The organism is Streptomyces sp. NPDC056373 (assembly GCF_042262425.1).
In the GTDB taxonomy this organism is placed as follows: domain Bacteria; phylum Actinomycetota; class Actinomycetes; order Streptomycetales; family Streptomycetaceae; genus Streptomyces.
In genome coordinates this window covers 109,082-129,133 of sequence record NZ_JBHJPX010000011.1, presented here as the reverse complement: position 1 = coordinate 129,133, position 20,052 = coordinate 109,082, and the positions used below count along the sequence as shown (strand labels likewise).

Here is a 20,052-nt window from a genome sequence, read left to right as displayed (position 1 = left end):
GAATCGATGCATCATGTTCCTGCATGTTCAGGACCCTGGGGGGTGGAGATTTGACAACGAATCGGACCAAGGTGACACATCCCCATGTGGTGACCGAGATGTGCGAGGAAGGTGGCCGACTTTACGCGAACGCCCTGCGTGCGGGACGCGTTCCGCGAGCGGACGTGGAAGCGGCTCCCTGCCTGATGGAGTTCGCCCTTCTCCACCCGGACCCCGACGACCCGGACTGGCTGCGCCCCATCCCCCCGTCCGTGGCACTCGCGCAGCGGCTCAATCCCATCGAGAACGAGATCACCGAGCGCAGGCGCGTGTCGATCGAACTGTCCGACACCTTCGCCCCTTTCATGGCGCTCAGCGCACAGACCACGACGTCCGGCGACTCCATCACCGTGCTGGAGGGCAGCGAGCGCATCAACGCGGCGCTCAACCTGGCCACGGCCCAGTGCCAGACCGAGATGCTCACGATCCAGCCGAGCGGTCACCGGCCCGAACGCAGCCTGATCCAGGGGCTGGAACGCGACCGGCCGCTGATCGAACGTGGTGTGCGCATACGGACGCTGTATCCCCACACGGCGCGGCACAACCCCGAAAGGCTGGCCTACGCGGGCCAGTTCTCCGACGGCAAGGTGGAACACCGGACCATCGACGGGCTGATGGAGCGGCTCATCATCTGCGACGAGACGGTCGCGTTCATCCCCACGCGCGATGACCAGAAGGTCGCACTGGAACTCCGTCATCCGGGTCTCGTCTGCTACCTGATCAAGGTGTTCGAATTCATGTGGGACCGAGCCGTCCCGCTGAGCGCGGGCGCCCCCTACGAAACCGCCCCCGACGGCATCACGGAGCTCCAGCACTCCATCGCCAAGCTTCTGGTCGAGGGCCATGTCGACGAGGCCATCGCCCGCCGCCTGGGCATGAACGTCCGCACCTGCCGGGCCCACATCGCCAAACTCGCGCACGCCCTGGGCAGCGGGAGCCGCGCCCAGCTCGGCTACCTCATCGCACAGTCCGGCATCCTGGAACGCGCGGGTGCGCCCCAGTGACCGCACCGCATCCGGAGCACGGCACGGAAGACCTGTGCTCCGCGGGCACGGACCTGTACGAGCGGGCGCTGCGCGAGGGGCGGTCACCGGCCGGGGAGGCCCGCTCGGCCCCTGCCTCGTCCGGCCGGGGATGAACATCCGTACCGCCCGCGTGCACATCGCCAAGCTCGCCGCGACGCAGGGCGGTCAGAGCAGGGCGCGGCTCGGGTTCCTCATCGGACGCTCGGGGATTCTTGACCAGGAACGCTGAGGGACGTGGTGGGGCGCTGCGGTCCGTCCAGACCCGCCTGGGCGATGCGCACGCCCAGTTGCGTACGGCTCGCCGCCCCCAGTGTCTCCGACAGCCGCGCGATGTGCGCCCGGCACGTCCGGACGCTTATGCCCAGCCGCTCCGCGATGACGGCGTCCTGGTGCCCCTCCGCCAGCAGCGCCGCGATCGACTGCTCCCGGTGGGAGATGCCCTCGATGCCGGTGTCGGGGAGCGGGGCCGTGAGGGGGATGGCGAGGCGCCACAGCCGTTCGAAGACCGTGACGAGGTACTCGACGATCGCCGGGTGCCGTAGCTCCAGGGCCATCGTGCGGTCGGAGTTGGCGGGGATGAACGCCACCGTCCGGTCGAAGAGGATCAGCCGGTCGATCACCTCGTCCAGCGTGCGGGCCTGCACCGCGTCGCCCATCAGCTCCAGGTAGTTCAGCAACCCCTGCCCGTGCCGGGCGACATGGGTGTACAGATCCCGCATCCGCACGCCCCGGCCGCGCAGCGCCAGCGCCCGGTGCAGCCCCTCGGAGAGCTCCGCCTCGCGGCGGATGCCGCCGGGCTGCACCGTGAGGACCTCGGCCGTGCACGCGTGGGTCGCCTCGTCCATCGCGGCCTGGATCCGGGCGAGTCCGTCCAGGACCCGGATCGCCGGGCCCTCCGCCGCCGACCCGGCCGGCCGCACCCGGTTGCCCAGCCCCGCGTACCACTCGACGGCCGCGACGGCCGAACCCACCCGCCGCCGGCTCGCGCTGACCTCGTCGTACATCCCGCGCAGCAGCCGGGTCATGACCTCCTGCGGGGAGGTCGGCACCAGCCAGTCCATGTCGTCGGGGTCCGGGTGCAGCAGGGCGAGTTCCAGCAGGCAGGGCACCGGTTCCGCGTCCCGGCGCGGCACCCGGCCGCGCCGTACGGCCCGGGAATACACGCGATCCCCGGCCTCGCACAGCCGGTCGGCACCATGGGGATGCTCATCCGCCCCGTGCCCGGCCATCGCCCATCCCACCCCCGGTTTCGCCGTCCTGCCGCAGCGCAACTATGCGCGGCCCGGACGTGCTCCGCAACACGGCTCCCCGCGCGGCGACCACCGGAAACCACCGCTGTGCGGCGGTATCTCCGGGCTCGGTTCGTCCGGTCGCGCACCCGGCCGCGACGGAGGGCCAGGGGTGGTGAACCCGCCTGGTGGGGCGGCTACTTCAGGCCGATCGCGCGGCACGCCGCCTTGTACTCGGCCGTGCAGATGTCCGACAGCTTGTAGATGTCGTCCGCCACCACCGTGTCCTTGATGTTCTCCTTGGTGAGCGCGACCACCGGCACGAGCTGCGCCGGGATGCCCTTGTCGGTGGGGCTGTCGACCTTGTCGCGGGTGAGGGCGGCGAACTGGATGTCCCGGCCCTGGACCTTGGCGACCGCCATCTCCGCGGCGTTCTCGGCCTCCTGCGGGTAGGACTTGTACACGCTCATGTACTGCTCACCGGTGATGATCCGCTGCACCGCCGGCAGCTCCGCGTCCTGCCCGGTGATCGGCGGCAGCTCGGTCACGCCCGCGGACTCCAGCGCCTTGACGATGCCGCCCGCCATGCCGTCGTTGGCGGAGTACACCGCCGCGATGTCGCCCTTGCCGATCTTCTCGATGGCGTCGGCCATGTTGGCCTGGGCGTTCTCCGGCTTCCAGTCCTTGGTGTCGAAGGACTGCGCGATCGTCACCTTGCCGTTCAGCTCGGACATCGCGCCCGCCTTGAACTGCTTGGCGTTCGGGTCGGTGGACGAGCCGTTCATCATGACGATCTTGTCGGAGAGGCTCGCCTTCTCGCCGATGGCCTCCAGCAGGGAGCGGCCCTGGACCTCGCCGACCAGCTCGTTGTCGAAGGAGATGTAGGCGTCGATCGGGCCCTCGGCCAGCCGGTCGTAGGCGATGACCGGAATGCCGGCCTCCTTGGCCTTCTCCACGCCGCTCGCGATGGCCTTGGCGTCGACGGCGTCCAGCAGGATCACATCGACCTTGTCGTCGATCATCTGCTGCAACTGACCCGCCTGCTTGTCCGCGCTCGCCTCGGCGTTGGCGTAGTCGACGCGGCCCTTGTCGTTCGTGAGCGACTCGACCTTCCGCTTGATGATGGGGTAGTCGAAGTTCTCGTAGCGCGTGTTCGCCTTCTCCGGCAGCAGCAGTCCCACGGTGATGTCGTTGCCCTTGGCCGGGCTCGCGTCGTCACTGCTCCCCGTCGCGTTGAGCACGCCGCAGCCGGCGAGCGTGACGGACATCGTGGCCGCGGCCACGGATATGGAGATACGACGACGCATGCGGGGGCTCACTTCGCGTGTGATTCGGACGTGGGCACAGCTTTGCGGCCCATGTGACTGAAAAGCCAACGCGGACGCGCCCCCCAGCGTCAAGCGGAACCACTTAACGAGATGACAACACCACGCTCCGCAAGCGTTGTGAAGACTCTGCGGAATCACCTTCAAGTGGCGTACACCACGCGGTCACCCACGGGAGGCCCCGCGAAACCAGGGTGAGACCCGCAAAGCACGCGAAAGGGGCCGGGAGTCGACTCCCGGCCCCTTCACCCGCGTACGCGCGTCAGTCGGACTGCTGCTGCCGCTTCGGCCGCCACACCACCAGCGCGCTGGTCTGCTGCACCTCCTGGTACGGCACCAGGTCGCGGCGGTACGACGCGTGCACCGCGGCCTCGCGCTGGCGCATCGCCGCCGCCGCGCCGTCGAGCGCGTCCTGCATCTCGGCCACCCTCGCCTGGAGCGCGGCGACCTGGTTCTCCAGTTCGATGATGCGCTTGATACCGGCCAGGTTGATGCCCTCGTCCTGCGACAACTGCTGGACGGTGCGCAGCAGCTCGATGTCACGGGCCGAGTAGCGCCGGCCCCGGCCGGCGGTGCGGTCCGGGGAGACCAGACCCAGCCGGTCGTACTGGCGCAGGGTCTGCGGGTGCAGGCCGGACAGCTGGGCCGCCACCGAGATGACGTAGACCGGGGTTTCCTCGGTCAGTTCATACGGATTGCGCCGACGACCGTCCATCTGACTCATGCTCCCTTCGCGGCCTGGAACAGATCCGCCCGCGGATCCTCACCCGCGGTCGCCTCTCGGTACGCCTCGAGTGCGTCACGAGCCTTCCCCGACAGGTCCTTCGGAACACTCACCTCCACGGTGACCAGGAGGTCGCCGCGGGTGCCGTCCTTGCGGACCGCGCCCTTGCCCCGGGCGCGCATGGTACGCCCGTTGGGCGTGCCCGGCGGCAGCTTCAGGGTGACGGGCGGGCCGCCCAGGGTGGGCACCCGCACCTCGCCGCCGAGGGCCGCCTCGGCGAAGGTCACCGGGACGGTGACCGTGAGGTTGTCCTCCTTGCGGCCGAACACCGGGTGGGAGTCGACGTGCACGACCACGTAGAGGTCGCCCGCCGGCCCGCCGCGCTCGCCCGGCGCTCCCTTGCCGCGCAGCCGGATCCGCTGGCCGTCGCTGACGCCCGCGGGGATGCGCACCTGCATGGTCCGCGAGGACTTGGCCCGGCCGCTGCCCTTGCAGACCTCGCAGGCGTTCTCCGCGATCAGGCCGCGGCCCTTGCAGTCCGGGCAGGGGTCGGTCAGGGAGAAGCCGCCGCCGCTGCCCCGGGCGACCTGCCCGGTGCCGACGCAGGTCGGGCACACGCGCGGCGTGCCGTTCTTGTCGCCGGTGCCCGAACAGGCCTTGCAGGGAGACTGCGACGACATCCGCAGCGGGACGGTCGCGCCCTCGATCGCCTCGGTGAAGCTGAGCGTGACCTCGGACTCGATGTCCTGGCCGCGCCGGGGGTGCGTACGCGTCCCCGGACCGCCCGCGCCGCCGCGGTTGAACAGGCCCCCGAAAACGTCACCGAGCCCGCCGCCGAAGCCGCCGGCCCCCTGGCCGCCGCCCTGGGCGCCGCCTCCGAAGAGGTCGCCCAGGTCGAAGTTGAAGGAGCCGCCCGCGCCGCCCGGCCCCGGGCGGAAGCCACCGCCCGCGAAGAGGGCGCGCGCGTCGTCGTACTCCTTGCGCTTCTTGGGGTCGCCGAGGATGTCGTTGGCCTCGGAGATCTCCTTGAAGCGCTCCTCCGCCTTGACGTTGCCGGTGTTGGCGTCCGGGTGGTTCTCGCGGGCGAGCTTCCGGTACGCCTTCTTGATCTCGGCCTCGGTGGCGTCCTTGGGGACGCCGAGGACCTTGTAGTAGTCCTTCTCGATGAAGTCCTTGGTGCTCATCCTCGACGCCCCTCCTTCCCTTCGTCTGTGACGTCAGCCCTCGTCCGGGCCACCGCTCTCCTTGTCGTCGGCGTCGGCGGACTCGTCCGCCTTGACCGTCTGCGCCCCCGGCTGGGGTTCGGCCACGGCCACCCGCGCGGGGCGGATGGTGCGCTCGCCGATCCGGTACCCGGGCTGCAGGATCGCCACGCACGTCGTCTCGGTGACGTCCGGTGCGTAACTGTGCATCAGGGCTTCGTGGATCGTCGGGTCGAAGGGCTCGCCCTCCTTGCCGAACTGCTGCAGGCCCATCTTCGCCGCGGTGCTCTCCAGCGACTCGGCGACGGACTTGAAGCCGCCGACCAGTTCGCCGTGTTCGCGCGCGCGGCCGATGTCGTCGAGCACGGGCAGGAGCTCGGTCAGGAGGTTCGCGATGGCGATCTCCTTGACCGCGATCCGGTCGCGCTCGACCCGGCGGCGGTAGTTCTGGAACTCGGCCTGGAGGCGCTGGAGGTCCGCCGTGCGCTCGGTGAGCGCCGTGCGGGCCTGGTCCAGCTGGGCCACCAGAGCCACGTCCTGGCCCGTGTCCCCGGCCGGGGCCGCCCCTTCCTCCGCGGAGGGGGAGGCGGCCTTCGGCTCGGCGTCTTCGGAGGTGGCGCCGGAAGGGACGTCGGGCTGCTGCTCGTCGAAGCCCGGGGTCTCCTCCGTCACGCGGCACCGTCCTTCCGGTCCTCGTCGACGATCTCGGCGTCGACGACGTCGTCGTCAGCGGCCTTGGCGCCACCGGCGGCGGCACCCGCGTCACCGGCGGGACCACCGGCGGCCTGGGCCGCACCCGCGTCCGCGTACATGGCCTGGCCGAGCTTCTGCGAGACGGCCGCGACCTTCTCGGTGGCGGTGCGGATCTCGGCGGAGTCCTCGCCCTTGAGCTTCTCCTTCAGCTCGGCGACGGCCTCCTCGACCTCGGTCTTGATCTCGCCCGGGACCTTGTCCTCGTTGTCCTTGAGGAACTTCTCGGTCTGGTAGACGAGCTGCTCGCCCTGGTTGCGGGACTCGGCGGCCTCGCGGCGCTTGTGGTCCTCCTCCGCGTACTGCTCGGCCTCCTGGCGCATGCGGTCGACCTCGTCCTTCGGCAGCGAGGAGCCGCCGGTGACGGTCATCTTCTGCTCCTTGCCCGTGCCCAGGTCCTTCGCGGTCACGTGCATGATGCCGTTGGCGTCGATGTCGAAGGAGACCTCGATCTGCGGGACGCCGCGGGGCGCCGGCGGCAGACCGGTCAGCTCGAACATCCCGAGCTTCTTGTTGTACGCCGCGATCTCGCGCTCGCCCTGGTAGACCTGGATCTGCACGGACGGCTGGTTGTCCTCGGCCGTGGTGAAGATCTCGGACCGCTTGGTCGGGATCGTGGTGTTGCGCTCGATGAGCTTGGTCATGATGCCGCCCTTGGTCTCGATGCCGAGGGACAGCGGGGTGACGTCGAGGAGCAGGACGTCCTTGACCTCGCCCTTGAGGACACCGGCCTGCAGGGCGGCGCCGATGGCGACGACCTCGTCCGGGTTGACGCCCTTGTTGGCGTCCTTGCCGCCGGTCAGCTCCTTGACGAGCTCGGCGACGGCGGGCATACGGGTGGAGCCGCCGACCAGGACGACGTGGTCGATCTCGCTGATGGAGATGCCGGCGTCCTTGATGACGTTGTGGAACGGCGTCTTGCAGCGCTCCAGGAGGTCCGCGGTCAGCTGCTGGAACTGGGCGCGGGTGAGCTTCTCGTCGAGGTGCAGGGGGCCCTCGGCGGAGGCGGTGATGTAGGGCAGGTTGATCGAGGTCTCGGTGGACGAGGACAGCTCGATCTTCGCCTTCTCGGCGGCCTCGCGCAGACGCTGCAGGGCCATCTTGTCCTTGCCCAGGTCCACGCCGTGGCCGGACTGGAACTGCTGGACCAGGTAGTCGACGATGCGCTGGTCCCAGTCGTCACCACCGAGGTGGTTGTCGCCGTTGGTGGCCTTCACCTCGACGACGCCGTCGCCGATCTCCAGCAGCGAGACGTCGAACGTACCGCCACCGAGGTCGAAGACCAGGATGGTCTGGTCGTCCTTGTCGAGGCCGTACGCCAGGGCGGCCGCGGTGGGCTCGTTGACGATGCGCAGCACGTTCAGACCGGCGATCTCGCCGGCCTCCTTCGTGGCCTGACGCTCGGAGTCGTTGAAGTAGGCCGGGACGGTGATGACCGCGTCGGTCACCTTCTCGCCCAGGTAGGACTCGGCGTCACGCTTGAGCTTCTGGAGCACGAAGGCGCTGATCTGCTGCGGGTTGAAGGGCTTCCCGTCCAGCTCGATCTTCCAGTCCGTGCCCATGTGACGCTTCACGGAGCGGATGGTCCGGTCCACGTTCGTGACCGCCTGGCGCTTGGCCACCTCTCCGACGAGCACTTCACCGTTCTTGGCGAAGGCGACGACGGACGGCGTGGTCCTGGCGCCCTCGGCGTTGGTGATGACGGTGGGCTCGCCGCCCTCCAGAACGCTGACGACGGAGTTAGTCGTGCCCAGGTCGATGCCGACCGCACGTGCCATGGTTGATTCCTCCAGCTGACTTGAGTGGAACGGACTCAAGTGTGCACGACGGCCCCCGACCGGTCAACAGACGTGAGTCGGGCAGACTCAACTCTTATCCGTTCCTTACACGCAACGGCGCTCTGACCTGCGTCGATACACTCCGTCGAGGGCTGTGCACCGGTACACGCGAGAGGGTGAACACCACCACGAGCGCCCCTCCCGCCACCCACCACAGGGCGCTCGCCCCGATCCAGGCGGCATGCGCGAGTACCCCGACGAGCATCCCGGACAACGCCGCGATTCCCAGCAGCAGACTCGCCCCCGGCGCGGTCAGCCCGAGCCGCCGCAGCCGGTGCGCCAGATGGTCGGGCCCGCTGCGCGTGACACCGCGCCCGCCCAGCCGCCGCGACGCCAGCACGAGGACGACGTCGGCGGCCACCACCGCGGTCAGCGCGAACAGGACACCCGCGCTCTGCCCCAGCCCGAACCCGGCCCGGGCGTACACGGTCCCCACGGCGATCACGAACCCCGCGGCCATGGACCCGCAGCCGCCCAGCGCCACCCGCGCGGGGTGCCAGTTGTGGAGGAGGAAGCCGGTCAGCGCGGCGGCCAGCACGCTCATCAGCCCCGCGATCCCGTCCATCACCTCGACGGCCGCGCAGGCCGCCGCCCCGAAGGCGCCGACGACCCCGACCGTACCCGCCAGGCCGTCGGCGTGATCCAGCCCCCGGAACCCGAACACCACCGCCACCACCCAGACGACGGCCAGCAGCCCGGTCCCGATCCCCGTCTCCCCGTACGGCACGACACACGCGGCCGCCACGGTCGTTCCGGCGGCCAGTACCCGCCGCCGCAGCCGCCACACGTCTCCGGCGAGCCCGAGCAGGGCGACGGCCCCCGCGGCGAAGAGCACTCCCCGCGTCCCGTCGGCGGAAGGAGCGACCCCCAGCCACTCCCCGCCTCCCACGACCAGCCCGGTGACGAGCACGACGGCGAGGCCCCCGGACAGCGGTACGTCGCGCTGCCGGCGCCGCTCGACCAGCCGCAGCCGCAGCGCGGGGGCCCGCAGGGCGGCGGCGAGCACGGCGGTGAGGACGAGGGCGGTTGCGGCGGCGGTGATCCCGTAGAGCACGGATATAAGTTAGGCGGGACTATGACATTTCGGTATGAATAACACGACGGGATGCATGACGAGATTCGCGACGGGACCCCCGAGGGGCGGCGGGGGACGGCGAGAGAAGGCGAACGGCACGCACGACGGAACGCGGCCTGATCCGGTCCACTCCTGAGGCAACCCTCAGCGATTCAGATCACTGCCCACCCGGCTACAGTGCGGCGGAGGATGAGGGTAGTCTCAGACGGACTGCATAAGTTACCGCTTAGTAATTTCGGGGAACCCTGCAAAACGACAGGTCACCCGACGAAACCCCTCGCAGGCCCGAGGAGCCCCCATGCAACTCGCCGCGATCATCGTGTCGCTGGTTCTGACCGTGGTCGGCGTCGCGCTGCTCGCACGCGCGATCGGCCAGTTCGTCCGGTACTTCAAGCTGGGCCAGCCGGTCCCGGCCGGCACCCGGACCGACAACCCCTACCAGCGCAGCGTGACCCTGGTGAAGGAGTTCCTCGGGCACACGCGCATGAACCGGTGGGGCATCGTCGGTGTCGCCCACTGGTTCGTCGCCGTCGGCTTCCTGACGCTCCCGCCGACCCTCGCCCAGGCCTTCGGCCAGCTCTTCCAGGCCGACTGGGTGCTGCCGGTCATCGGTGACTTCCTGCCGTTCGAGCTGTACATCGAGTTCATCGGCGTGATGACGATCCTGGGCATCGCCGTGCTCATCGCGATCCGCCTGCTGAACCTGCCGAGCCGCCCGGGCCGCAAGTCCCGCTTCGCCGGTTCCAAGGCCGGCCAGGCGTACTTCGTCGAGTACGTCATCCTCACCATCGGCCTGGCGATCTACGTGCTGCGGGGCCTGGAGGGCGCGCTCCACCACGTCGACCACTACGAGGCGTCGTACTTCGCGTCGTACCCGCTGGTACTCGCGTTCAAGGGACTGAGCGTCACGGCGCTGCAGAACCTCGTCTACTTCGTCGCGATGATCAAGATCGGCACCTCGTTCGTCTGGATGATCGTGGTGTCGCTCAACACCAACATGGGTGTGGCCTGGCACCGCTTCCTCGCCTTCCCGAACATCTGGTTCAAGCGCGAGTCGAGCGGCGGCACGGCCCTCGGCGCGCTCCAGCCGATGACCTCGGGCGGCAAGCCGATCGACTTCACCGACCCGGGCGACGACGACGTCTTCGGCGTCTCCCAGGTCGAGCAGTACTCGTGGAAGGGCCTGCTGGACTTCTCCACCTGCACCGAGTGCGGCCGCTGCCAGTCGCAGTGCCCCGCCTGGAACACGGGCAAGCCCCTCTCCCCCAAGCTGCTGATCATGTCGCTCCGGGACCACGCGCACGCCAAGGCGCCGTACCTGCTGGCCGGTGGCGGCAAGACGATGGAGGGCGAGGAGAAGGCGTCCGAGGAGGCCCTGAAGGACGTCCCCGCCGCGGCTCTCGCGGAGGCCGAGCGCCCGCTGGTCGGCACGGCCGAGGAGAACGGCGTCATCGACCCGGACGTCCTGTGGTCCTGCACCACCTGCGGCGCCTGCGTCGAGCAGTGCCCGGTGGACATCGAGCACGTCGACCACATCGTCGACATGCGCCGCTACCAGGTGATGATCGAGTCGTCGTTCCCGTCGGAGGCGGGCACGATGCTCAAGAACCTGGAGAAGAAGGGCAACCCCTGGGGCCTGGCGAAGAAGCAGCGCCTGGAGTGGCTCAAGGAGGTCGACTTCGAGGTCCCGGTCGTCGGCAAGGACATCGAGGACCTGTCCGAGGTCGAGTACCTGTACTGGGTCGGCTGCGCGGGCGCCCTGGAGGACCGCGCCAAGAAGACCACGAAGGCCTTCGCCGAACTGCTCCACATCGCGGGCGTCAAGTTCGCGATCATGGGCGGCGACGAGAAGTGCACCGGTGACTCCGCCCGGCGTCTCGGCAACGAGCCCCTGTTCCAGGAGCTCGGCATGGAGAACGTCATGGCGCTGAACATGGCGTTCGGCGAGGAGATGGACGACGAGGGCAAGGTCGTCGCCGAGTCGGCGAAGCCCAAGTCCGCCAAGAAGATCGTCGCCACCTGCCCGCACTGCCTCAACACGCTCGGCAACGAGTACCCGCAGCTCGGCGGCGACTACGAGGTCATCCACCACACCCAGCTGCTCCAGCACCTCGTCGACGAGGGCGAGCTGATCCCGGTCACCCCGGTCGAGGGCATCATCACCTACCACGACCCGTGCTACCTGGGCCGTCACAACAAGATCTACACGCCGCCGCGCGAGATCATCGCCGCCGTCCCCGGCATCCGCAACGAGGAGATGCACCGCCACAAGGAGCGCGGCTTCTGCTGCGGCGCGGGTGGTGCGCGGATGTGGATGGAAGAGCGCATCGGCAAGCGCATCAACAACGAGCGCGTCGACGAGGCCCTCTCGGTCAACCCCGACATCGTCTCGACGGCCTGCCCCTTCTGCCTGGTCATGCTCACGGACTCCGTCAACGGCAAGAAGAACGACGGCAAGGCCAAGGAGTCCATCCAGGTGGTGGACGTGGCCCAGCTGCTGCTGGACTCGGTGAAGACGCCGGTCCCGGCGGAGGACGAGGGCGACGACTCGAACGACGACGGCGAGCCGCCGGCCGGCACGTCCGACTCCACGAGCGCGCCGGAGCCGGAGCCTGTGAAGTAGCCGCTCCCAGCTGGTCGTTCCGACCTCTTCGAAGCCCCCTGCCCGATGATCGGGTGGGGGGCTTCGGCGTTCCCTGCGGTCCGGCGGGGAGGACGGCGAGGCGACGAGTCCGGAAGACTGCGGTGCCTCGCCGCGCTCAGCGGGACATCCAGCGGTCCACCTCTCGCGCCCGGGTGTCCAACGCGGTGGGGACGGCCGCTGACGCGGTTCGCGGATCGCCGGGAACCTGCACGTCGGAGTGGACCCCACCGGCCATGTGTCCGAGCCCCGCAGGCGGCATCTCCACGTCGATCCCGGCGCGCCGCGCAAGCGCGAGTGCCGTCGCCACGAACCCCTCGGAGAGCGCGAGGATCACGGAGTGTCCCGTCCGGCAGTGCCAGGCGACCAGGCCGCGTGCGAACTCCGCGTACACGGCCAGATCGACCTCGAGTGTGTCCGGGTCGCCCGGGTGCTTGTGGCCGATTCCCGACGGCAGCCCGAGCTCCGCCTCGAAGACCTCGACCTGCCGTACGAAGAGGCGGCCGGCGCCGTTCGAGGGGTTCCACAGCGTCTCGTCCCCGATGTCGAAGTACATGCTCATCGTCGATCCCCCTGCTCGGCTGCCCTGGCACAGGGTAGGAGATCAGGCGGGGGGCGGGGCGGTCCGCCGCCGCAGCGGTACGGGTGGCACGGGCAGCCGCAGCGGGGCTGGAGCAGGATGCCGAGGGCGAAGGGGAGGGGCAGGTCGCGGGTCTGACGGCAGTGGGTGTGGAGGTCCTGGTAGCCGGGGCGGGTGGCGAGGGTGCATTCGGGGGACACCTGCTCCTGGTCGGCGGGCCTCACGGGGAGGGCAACTCCGATCCTGGTCGGCGGGCCTCACGGGGAGGGCAACTCCGAGGGCCCGTCGCCGTGTGCCTGCCCCCGGCTTTCGGCAACGCGCAGGATGTCCCGCAGCGCCTCGGTGAGACGCTCCGCGAGAAAGCGGAGTTGCGTCTCGGTGGCGTCGGGGAGCAGGTCCTCGGCATGGGCCAGGAGTCGGGCACCCATGTCGAGCTGGGTCGCTTCGGCGAGATCGGCCAGACGGGACAGACGTCCTGCGCCGTCGGTGATCAGAAAGCAGGACTTGGCCTCGGGACCGGTCCAGGGCAGCAGGCGAAGCGTGCGACGCGGGCCGGTGCTCATCAGGCCGCCTCAACACCGGCGGAGAGATGCAGGTCCGCTCCAGGACCGCAGAGTTGACGCCCTCGCTGCTCATGGGCAACGAGGTAGGGCCGCACGGCCACGGTGGAGGGGCCGTCGATCACCGCATTCGTGCAGTAGGGGCTGCGATGGGAGGGGAGGGAGGGGAGCCGCGGAGACGGAACAACCGCTGCGGCGGAGGGATCACATGACGCACGCTGGTGCGCCCGGCGGGGCTGACACGAGAAGCCCGCCCAGGCGAGGAGACGGCGAAGGAGCTCAACCATGGACTCACCTTAATGCTTTTCGCGAAAGCCAGCAAGGTAATAGAGCGTGCGTCAGCAACCCTTGGCCACCTGGTCGCTTACCGTGTAAAGCGGCAAGGTCGTCGCGAGCGTCCGTTCCGGGAGGACACTTTGAGTGCGAGCAGGTGGATCAGCACGTCGATGCCGTACCTGACGCCCCGGGAGCAAGGGCAGGGTGACGCCTGGACCGCGGACGCGGCAGCCCAGGGCAGGCGTGGCTCGCAGCGCATCACCCATGCCGGAGAGGTGCCCGCTCCGGCTGAGGTCGCGCGACCGCTCGGAATCAGGGACGGAGAGCCGGTCGTTGTGCGACGCCGCCTGATCCTCTTGGACGACGAGCCGAACGAACTGACCGACACCTACTACCCCATCGCCATCGCCCGAGGTACCCCTCTTGCCGGAACGGCGAAGATCCGGGGCGGAGCCGTCACTCTGCTCGCCGAGTTGGGACATGTCGGCGCCCTGGTGAGGGAGGACGTCACGGCCGGCCTGCCGGATGAAGACGAGCAAGAGGCCCTGCGGCTCACCGGGACGGATCCCGTCCTGCGCTTGACCAGACTCACCCTGAACCGCGACGACCAGCCGATTCAGGTGGACCGTATGGTGATGCCCGCCCAGCGTCAGCAGTTGCGTTACGAGATCAGAATCGGATGACCGTGCCCAAGGCAGAACCGGAAGCCCACGACCGCCGCTCACTGCACGAACGGATCGCGGCCGACCTGCGCGACGACATCATGACCGGCAACCTGCCGCCGGGCGCGAACCTGCCCTCCACGGCCCAGCTGAGAACCCGCTTCGACGCATCGAACGCTACGGTCCAGAAAGCGCTCCTTCTCCTGAAGGACGAGCGCCTGGTGGTGGGTCGGGCCGGTGCGGCGGTGACGGTACGCGAGCACAGGCAGCGGACGATACGCCCCGCCACGTCCCTCACACCGGCACCCTCCGGCGAGCCCTACCCCTGGCTGTCCGAGGCGGCTCATCACGGCAGGGACGCCCGCATCACACTGCTCGACGTGACGGAGACCAGCGCACCCGCGGACATTCGCGCCGCCCTCGGTCTTCGGGACGATGACACGGCCGTACTCCGCAGCCAGCTGCTGCTGATCGACGACGAACCGGCGGAACTCGTGCAGTCCTACTACCCTTCGGACATCGCCCGGGATACGCCGCTGGCGGACCGGCACCGCATCAAGGGCGGCACCGCAAGCCTGCTTCGAGAACTGGGCCACACGCCCCATCACTGTGTGGACCGGGTCTCGGCCCGAGTCCCCACACAGGAACAGTTCGAGGCACTGCGCCTGCCCGGCAGCCTGCCTGTCCTGTGCACCCTCCGGGTGGTCCATGCCGCCGACGGACGCCCGATCGAAGCGACCTCGATGGTGAAGGCAGGACATCTCTACGAGTTGCAGTACGAGTTCGCGGCTGAGTGACACCCCCGGCTCGCAGATGGGCCTGTCAGTGGCAGGCCTCAGCGTGCCCGCTGCGGTCCGGCACCCGTCGTCCAGGAGCCACGATGCCTGGCGGGATCCGAAGTCATCGCAGGTTCTGGTGCGGGCCCTCCAGAGAGCCACTGCGGCTGCCAGGGCGCAGGCTCCGCCGAGCCACAGGACGCCCTGGAGGGACAGCGTGTCGACGATGAAGCCGCCGGCCAGCGCACCGAGACCCTGACCACCACGAGAACAGAGAGGTCATGCACGTACCCGACGAGGCCCGACCGGCCTGGCGGAGCTGCCGCGTGGTTGGCAAGATCCCGGTATGCAGTTCGACGATCCCGGCAGCCTCGACGACGTGTGCACGCAGCGGCTCGGCGAGAAGGCCGGCCGGCAGTTCGCCGCGCTTGCGCGCCGAGGGTTCCGGCTGATCGCAGCGACGGACGAGGCCGGGGCGACGGGTCAGTGCCGGCTCGGCGGCCCCGCTCTGCTCCAACCCGGGACGGCCTGGCCCGAACTGAGCGGCGTACCGCTGTCCCTGCACGCCGTTCTGGACACGGACGCCTTCGCCCCCTGGCTGGGCGCCCAACTGCCCGTGCGGCCGGGCCTGCTGAACTTCTTCTACCTGGACCCGGACCTGCCGTACGAGGAGTACCGCAAGCTGGACGTGTACCAGCCCGGGGTGTGGCGCGTCATTCCGGCCGACCCGGCACGGGCGGTCTCCGTCACCGCCCCCCGGCCCGCGCTGAGTTACCCGGCGACGCCCGTCCACGCGGTGGAGGTGACCATGCTCCCGGACTGCTGGGACGTCGAGGACGACGACCTGGAGTTCGACCGGGACGAGCACTGGGCGGTGTCCTCGCTGATCCTCACCGAGCTGGCGGATCTCGACGGCAACACCGCCGGCAGCCACTGCGCCTTCGGCTGGCCCGACACCTCGCACACGCTGCCGGTGTCGTCCAGGGACGACGACGGCACGGCGGCCGTCCATCTGCTCCAGCTCGCCGAGGACACCGACCTGGACTGGGGCTGGGGCGACGCCGGGACGCTGTACTTCACCATCCCGGCCGAGGCACTCGCCGCCGGCGACTTCGACCGGGCGGTGGCCCAGCTCATCTGCGGCTGACACGACGCACAGCGGGATCAAGGGCCGTGCCACCTGGGCTGACCGCGGGTAACCGGCAGCCGTCCGCGAGCCGGGTGGGAGCCGGGCGATGCGGGGGTACGGGGGGCGCACTCGGGGGCGCACGATATTCGCGAATGCACTTGCCGAACCCCCTCCGCAGGGCCAGCCTCGCCTCGAAATGTGAAGATCACAAACCTGCGCCAAGGTTGCCTGCAGGCAATTGACTGAGCGTCACACCTCAACAGCAGTTTCTCGTCGCGCACTTCACTCGTATCGAAACAGTAAAGAGGGTTCCGTTCAGCGAATTTTTGTTGAACTATGAAAGTCCACAAATGAGGGGGGTTTGTGAAGATCGCCGGTTGCGCTTTGCGCACGGTCGGGCAAGGGGGCCCGGCAGTCCGGTGACGCGGCGGCGGTGCCGTTCCCACGCCGCTTCTCACGCAACACCACGCCACGGCCGCCTGCTTCAGGAACAGACGGCCGTACTTCAGGGGTGAGGAATCCACCATGCACGTATGTGTGCTGGGGCAGGGCTATGTCGGCCTGCCCCTTGCCGTGAGGGCCGCCGAGGCCGGGCACACCGTCACCGGCTACGAGCCCGACCGGGCGCGTTGCGCGGCACTGGCCGCCGGGTCGTCGTACGTCGAGGACATCGGCGACGACCGGCTCCGGGCGGTGCTCGACTCGGACGCCTACTACGCGACCTCCGACCCGCAGGACCTCAAGGGGTTCGACGTCGCCGTCATCACCGTGCCCACGCCGCTCACCGACCGTGCCCCGGACCTGAGTTGTGTCCGGGCCGCCGGCCGTGCGCTCGCCGGGTGGATCGAGCCGGGCGCCACCGTCGTACTCGAGTCGACGACCCATCCCGGCACCACGCGTGACGTCCTCATCCCGCTGCTGGAGGAGGGCTCCGGCCTCGTCGCGGGGAAGGACTTCCACGTCGGGTTCAGCCCCGAGCGCATCGATCCCGGCAACCCCGACTGGCGTCTGGAGAACACGCCGAAGATCGTCGCCGGGCTGACCGAGGGCTGCCTGGAGCGCGTGAAGGCCTTCTACGACACCGTCACCGACGTCGCGGTGCCCGCCTCGGGGCTGGAAGAGGCCGAGCTGGCCAAGGTGTTCGAGAACACCTACCGGCACGTCAACATCGCGCTGGTCAACGAGCTGTCGCGGATGGCGCACACGCTCGGCGTCGACGTCTGGCACACGCTGGAACTGGCCGCGACCAAGCCCTTCGGGTTCACCAAGTTCCTGCCCGGGCCCGGCGTCGGTGGGCACTGCCTGCCCATCGACCCGGTCTACCTCAGCCACCACGTCAAGGCCCGGCACGGGCAGACCTTCCGGCTCATCGAGCTGGCCCAGGACATCAACGAGAGCCAGCCGGACTACGTCGTTCGCCGCCTCCAGGACGCCCTCAGCCGGCGGTTCCGGCGGAGCGTCCACGGGGCGCGGATCCTCGCCCTCGGGGCGGCCTACAAGCCGGGCACGTCGGACGCCCGTCAGTCCCCGGCCGTCGAAGTCACCGAGCGGCTGCGGCAGATGGGGGCGGACGTCACCGTCGTGGACCCCTATCTGCCCGACGGCGGCAGCCGGACCATCCCCTTCGCGGCGGAAGCGGAAGACGTGGGCACGGGCACGTGCGTCGCCGACTTCGACGCGGTCGTCCTGCTCACCCCGCACGGCGAGTTCGATCTGGAACGGCTCGCGGCGGAGGCCGCCTTCGTACTCGACACTCGCGGCGTCATGACCGCCGCACCCCACATCGAACGGCTCTAGCGAGCCACGGAAAGGAAGAGGCACGACATGTACGGACAGAACGGTGTGGGCGCCGCGATCGGGACCGCCACGGGCGGAGCGGCGCTGGCCGCGACCGGCGGAACGGCGCTCGGGTGGATCGTGCTGGCGGCGATGCTCCTCGTGATCGGCGGAGTCGCGGTCTTCCGCATGGCGACCCGCGGCAAGCGAGTGACCGCTTGAGCACGTCGCAGAACCGTGCGCCGCGGGTGAGGCTCACCGTGGTGACCGCTGTGGTGGTGGCAGCCCTGGCCGCCGCCACCGTGGTGGTGCACATCCAGTCCAAGAGCCCGATTCTGACCTTCTACTGGTGGCTGGGCATGGCGGTGATCGTGCTCTGCCTGGTGTCGTTCCTGAAGGGCCGGTCATTCACCCACCTCCCGGTCGCTCCCGGCCGGACGGTGGCGATCATCCCGGCGTTCGAGGAGCCCACGGAGAACCTGCACCGCACCGTGCGGTCGCTGCTGGCGCAGACCCACCCCGTCGACGAGATCCACGTCATCGACGACGGCTCGCGGCAGCACCCGGTCGAGCCCTTCGACCACCCCCGGGTCTTCTGGCACCGGCAGGAGAACAAGGGCAAGCGCGGGGCGCAGGTCACCGTGCTGCGGCACCTCCAGGAGCAGGGCAAGCACTTCGACTTCGTCCTCACCATAGACTCCGACGGCGAGCCCTTCCCGGACGCGCTGGAGCAGCAGTTGCGGGCCATGAGCAACCCGCGGATCCAGGCCACCACCGGCATGATCTACATCCGCAACTTCGAGGAGACCTGGGTCTCCCGGGCGGCGGACATCGACATCGGCACCTCGTGCGTGATGATGCGTTCCTCGCGCTCCATGCTCGGGGCCCTGGAGACCACCTCGGGGGCCCTGGCCCTCTACCGCGCCGAGCTGCTCTACGACCACCTCGACGCCTACGAGGTGGAGTGCGGCACGGGCGACGACCGCTGGCTGGCGCTCAGGGCGCTCATGCGCGGTGAGGTCGTGGCCGTCAACGAGGCCGGGGTCGTCACCGACATGCCGACCACTCTGGCCAAGACCTACCGGCAGCGGCTGCGATGGGCCCGCTCGTGGTGGTGGATGCTGCCGTTCGTGTACGCGCGGCTGTCGCTGAAGCAGCTCATCTCGCCGACGTTCGGGCTGCTCCAGCTCGTCATCACCCCGGTGATACTGGCCTGGATCGTCGTCATGACGCTCCTGACGCTGGGCGGCCGGTACCACAATCCAGGCATCGCCCTGGTGTATCTCGCCGTGTACCTGGTGGTGCGCTTCGGCCAGTCCGGCCTCTACGTCCTGATGCGCCCGGACATGACCGCCCGCCAGCGCTGGCACTCCTGGCTCGTCGGCACTCCGGCGGCCGTGTTCATGAACATCGTGCTGCTGTGCCCGACCCGCTACTGGGCCCTGTTCAAGCTGCGTGACAACGCGTGGCAGTCGCGGGGCCTGACGGCGAAGACGGCGCTGCCCAAGCCCGGATCGGCGGAGGCGGGTGGAACGGCTGGGCTCGCCGTGTAGCAGCACTGGTTGAGTTTTGAAGGTTCCATCGGTGCTGCGCCTGGGATCAGATGGTTATCGGGGCGTGACATCCGCACATTTCCTGGACATAGAGGCCGGAACCGTGGCTTCCATCACAGCCCACCCGATCTCGGTCTGCTTCTGTTGATCTCGACCACACACGCACGCGCTTCTCTCCCGCCTTGCCAGGGCGGGCAGTTGCGCGTGCGCGCAACACCCATGAGAAACACACGGGGACAGATGTTCACCAGAACGACCGACCGGACCCTCTTCACGAGCGGCACCGCCATGCTCGTGTCCGCCCTGACCGCGGGCGCGATCTTCACCGCGAGCACCGGTGCGCACGCGGCGGAGGCCGCCCCTCGCACCACCGCTCCGGCCTCCGCCGACATCACCGCTCCGGTCGCCGCCGACTACACCGCTCCGGTCGCCGCCGCCGGCCTCAAGGCTCCCGCCGCCGGCCTCACCGCTCCGGCCTCCGCCGTCGCCGACGACGACGCCGACGACGCCCAGTGGGAAGCCCTGCTCAACTCCATGCTGTCCGTACCCGAGGACGTGCTGGCACAGGGTGACGAGGCGACCGCCGCCTACCTCAAGCAGCAGCAGAACCGGAAGCCGGGGCAGCCACTGGTCGGCTTCGGCTGGCCCAGTTTCGGCTGCATGGGCGCCGTCGCGGTCGCCATCGGCACCAACCTCCTGCCCGCCGCCAAGATGGTGAAGATCGTGAAGGTGGCGAAGCGCGTCGGGGTCAAGCGGATCGTGAGCGCGATCAAGGCCATCCGCAAGGGCAGGGGACACACGCTCGCCAACGACCTCCAGTGGGTCGGCGCCCAGCTCCTGGGACTCGAAGGCGTCAAGGCAGCCTGCCACTAACACCGATCGGAGGCATCGA

19 protein-coding genes and 1 pseudogene are annotated in these 20,052 nt (G+C 69.4%); 11 read left to right on the top strand and 9 right to left on the bottom strand.

Annotated features, from left to right (window positions below):
• The first annotated feature begins 23 nt into the window (after positions 1–23).
• The 3 genes and pseudogenes from ACFCXS_RS24055 to ACFCXS_RS24045 form a co-directional block, all read left to right on the top strand.
• Entirely contained in the window at positions 24–1,043 is a 1,020-nt protein-coding gene (locus ACFCXS_RS24055) for a helix-turn-helix transcriptional regulator (protein ID WP_376645394.1), read from the top strand.
• Positions 1,040–1,177: a hypothetical protein gene (locus ACFCXS_RS24050; RefSeq protein WP_376645393.1), complete on the top strand. Its 138-nt coding sequence runs from the start codon at positions 1,040–1,042 to the stop codon at positions 1,175–1,177. Before ACFCXS_RS24055 ends, ACFCXS_RS24050 begins: the two co-directional genes overlap by 4 nt.
• Positions 1,177–1,293: pseudogene (locus ACFCXS_RS24045) on the top strand (helix-turn-helix transcriptional regulator); the annotation flags it as partial. The gene ACFCXS_RS24050 and the pseudogene ACFCXS_RS24045, both read left to right, overlap by 1 nt.
• Here the strand turns inward: ACFCXS_RS24045 and ACFCXS_RS24040 are convergent.
• From ACFCXS_RS24040 to ACFCXS_RS24010, 7 genes are all read right to left on the bottom strand, one after another.
• Positions 1,256–2,293, bottom strand: a complete 1,038-nt coding sequence (locus ACFCXS_RS24040; RefSeq protein WP_376645392.1) for a LuxR C-terminal-related transcriptional regulator — start codon at positions 2,291–2,293, stop codon at positions 1,256–1,258. The pseudogene ACFCXS_RS24045 and the gene ACFCXS_RS24040 overlap by 38 nt on opposite strands.
• A 197-nt stretch (positions 2,294–2,490) precedes the next feature.
• A complete protein-coding gene (locus ACFCXS_RS24035; protein ID WP_376645391.1) occupies positions 2,491–3,600 on the bottom strand; it encodes a sugar ABC transporter substrate-binding protein in 1,110 nt (369 codons plus the stop codon).
• 280 nt (positions 3,601–3,880) lie between these two features.
• Entirely contained in the window at positions 3,881–4,333 is a 453-nt protein-coding gene (locus tag ACFCXS_RS24030; RefSeq protein WP_033310108.1) for a heat shock protein transcriptional repressor HspR, read from the bottom strand.
• Positions 4,334–4,338: 5 nt separating this feature from the next.
• A complete protein-coding gene (dnaJ, locus tag ACFCXS_RS24025) occupies positions 4,339–5,526 on the bottom strand; it encodes a molecular chaperone DnaJ (RefSeq protein WP_376645390.1) in 1,188 nt (395 codons plus the stop codon).
• A 33-nt stretch (positions 5,527–5,559) separates the two neighbouring features.
• Complete coding sequence (grpE, locus tag ACFCXS_RS24020) at positions 5,560–6,216, bottom strand: nucleotide exchange factor GrpE (RefSeq protein ID WP_184560720.1); 657 nt, start codon at positions 6,214–6,216, stop codon at positions 5,560–5,562.
• Positions 6,213–8,072 (bottom strand): molecular chaperone DnaK, encoded by a 1,860-nt coding sequence (gene dnaK, locus ACFCXS_RS24015; protein WP_362244142.1) that lies wholly within the window; start codon positions 8,070–8,072, stop codon positions 6,213–6,215. The genes grpE and dnaK overlap by 4 nt, the downstream gene beginning before the upstream one ends.
• 94 nt (positions 8,073–8,166) lie before the next feature.
• A complete protein-coding gene (locus tag ACFCXS_RS24010) occupies positions 8,167–9,186 on the bottom strand; it encodes an undecaprenyl/decaprenyl-phosphate alpha-N-acetylglucosaminyl 1-phosphate transferase (RefSeq protein WP_376645389.1) in 1,020 nt (339 codons plus the stop codon).
• Positions 9,187–9,505: 319 nt separating this feature from the next.
• On the opposite strand from ACFCXS_RS24010, the gene ACFCXS_RS24005 reads away from it, so the two are divergent.
• Positions 9,506–11,830 carry a (Fe-S)-binding protein gene (locus tag ACFCXS_RS24005; protein ID WP_376645388.1) on the top strand — a complete coding sequence of 775 codons (2,325 nt, stop codon included), beginning with the start codon at positions 9,506–9,508 and terminating at the stop codon, positions 11,828–11,830.
• A gap of 136 nt (positions 11,831–11,966) precedes the next feature.
• Here ACFCXS_RS24005 and ACFCXS_RS24000 read toward each other — a convergent pair whose 3' ends face one another.
• Together ACFCXS_RS24000 and ACFCXS_RS23995 are read right to left on the bottom strand one after the other, a co-directional pair.
• Positions 11,967–12,410 (bottom strand): DUF6086 family protein, encoded by a 444-nt coding sequence (locus ACFCXS_RS24000; protein WP_376645387.1) that lies wholly within the window; start codon positions 12,408–12,410, stop codon positions 11,967–11,969.
• Between the two features lie 275 nt (positions 12,411–12,685).
• Positions 12,686–12,991, bottom strand: a complete 306-nt coding sequence (locus ACFCXS_RS23995; RefSeq protein ID WP_376645386.1) for a hypothetical protein — start codon at positions 12,989–12,991, stop codon at positions 12,686–12,688.
• Positions 12,992–13,434: 443 nt separating this feature from the next.
• On the opposite strand from ACFCXS_RS23995, the gene ACFCXS_RS23990 reads away from it, so the two are divergent.
• From ACFCXS_RS23990 to ACFCXS_RS23960, 7 genes are all read left to right on the top strand, one after another.
• Positions 13,435–13,947 carry a GntR family transcriptional regulator gene (locus ACFCXS_RS23990; RefSeq protein WP_376645385.1) on the top strand — a complete coding sequence of 171 codons (513 nt, stop codon included), beginning with the start codon at positions 13,435–13,437 and terminating at the stop codon, positions 13,945–13,947.
• Positions 13,944–14,723 (top strand): GntR family transcriptional regulator, encoded by a 780-nt coding sequence (locus ACFCXS_RS23985; RefSeq protein ID WP_376645384.1) that lies wholly within the window; start codon positions 13,944–13,946, stop codon positions 14,721–14,723. Before ACFCXS_RS23990 ends, ACFCXS_RS23985 begins: the two co-directional genes overlap by 4 nt.
• Before the next feature lie 325 nt (positions 14,724–15,048).
• Positions 15,049–15,849: a DUF1963 domain-containing protein gene (locus ACFCXS_RS23980; RefSeq protein WP_376645383.1), complete on the top strand. Its 801-nt coding sequence runs from the start codon at positions 15,049–15,051 to the stop codon at positions 15,847–15,849.
• Positions 15,850–16,356: 507 nt separating this feature from the next.
• Positions 16,357–17,628 (top strand): nucleotide sugar dehydrogenase, encoded by a 1,272-nt coding sequence (locus ACFCXS_RS23975; RefSeq protein ID WP_376645382.1) that lies wholly within the window; start codon positions 16,357–16,359, stop codon positions 17,626–17,628.
• Between the two features lie 27 nt (positions 17,629–17,655).
• The gene (locus ACFCXS_RS23970; protein WP_356002406.1) at positions 17,656–17,829 is read left to right on the top strand and encodes a hypothetical protein; all 174 of its coding nucleotides are present in this window, start codon (positions 17,656–17,658) and stop codon (positions 17,827–17,829) included.
• Positions 17,830–17,870: 41 nt separating this feature from the next.
• Positions 17,871–19,160 (top strand): glycosyltransferase, encoded by a 1,290-nt coding sequence (locus tag ACFCXS_RS23965; RefSeq protein WP_376645381.1) that lies wholly within the window; start codon positions 17,871–17,873, stop codon positions 19,158–19,160.
• A gap of 240 nt (positions 19,161–19,400) precedes the next feature.
• Positions 19,401–20,033: a hypothetical protein gene (locus tag ACFCXS_RS23960; protein ID WP_376645380.1), complete on the top strand. Its 633-nt coding sequence runs from the start codon at positions 19,401–19,403 to the stop codon at positions 20,031–20,033.
• The last annotated feature ends 19 nt before the right edge of the window (positions 20,034–20,052 follow it).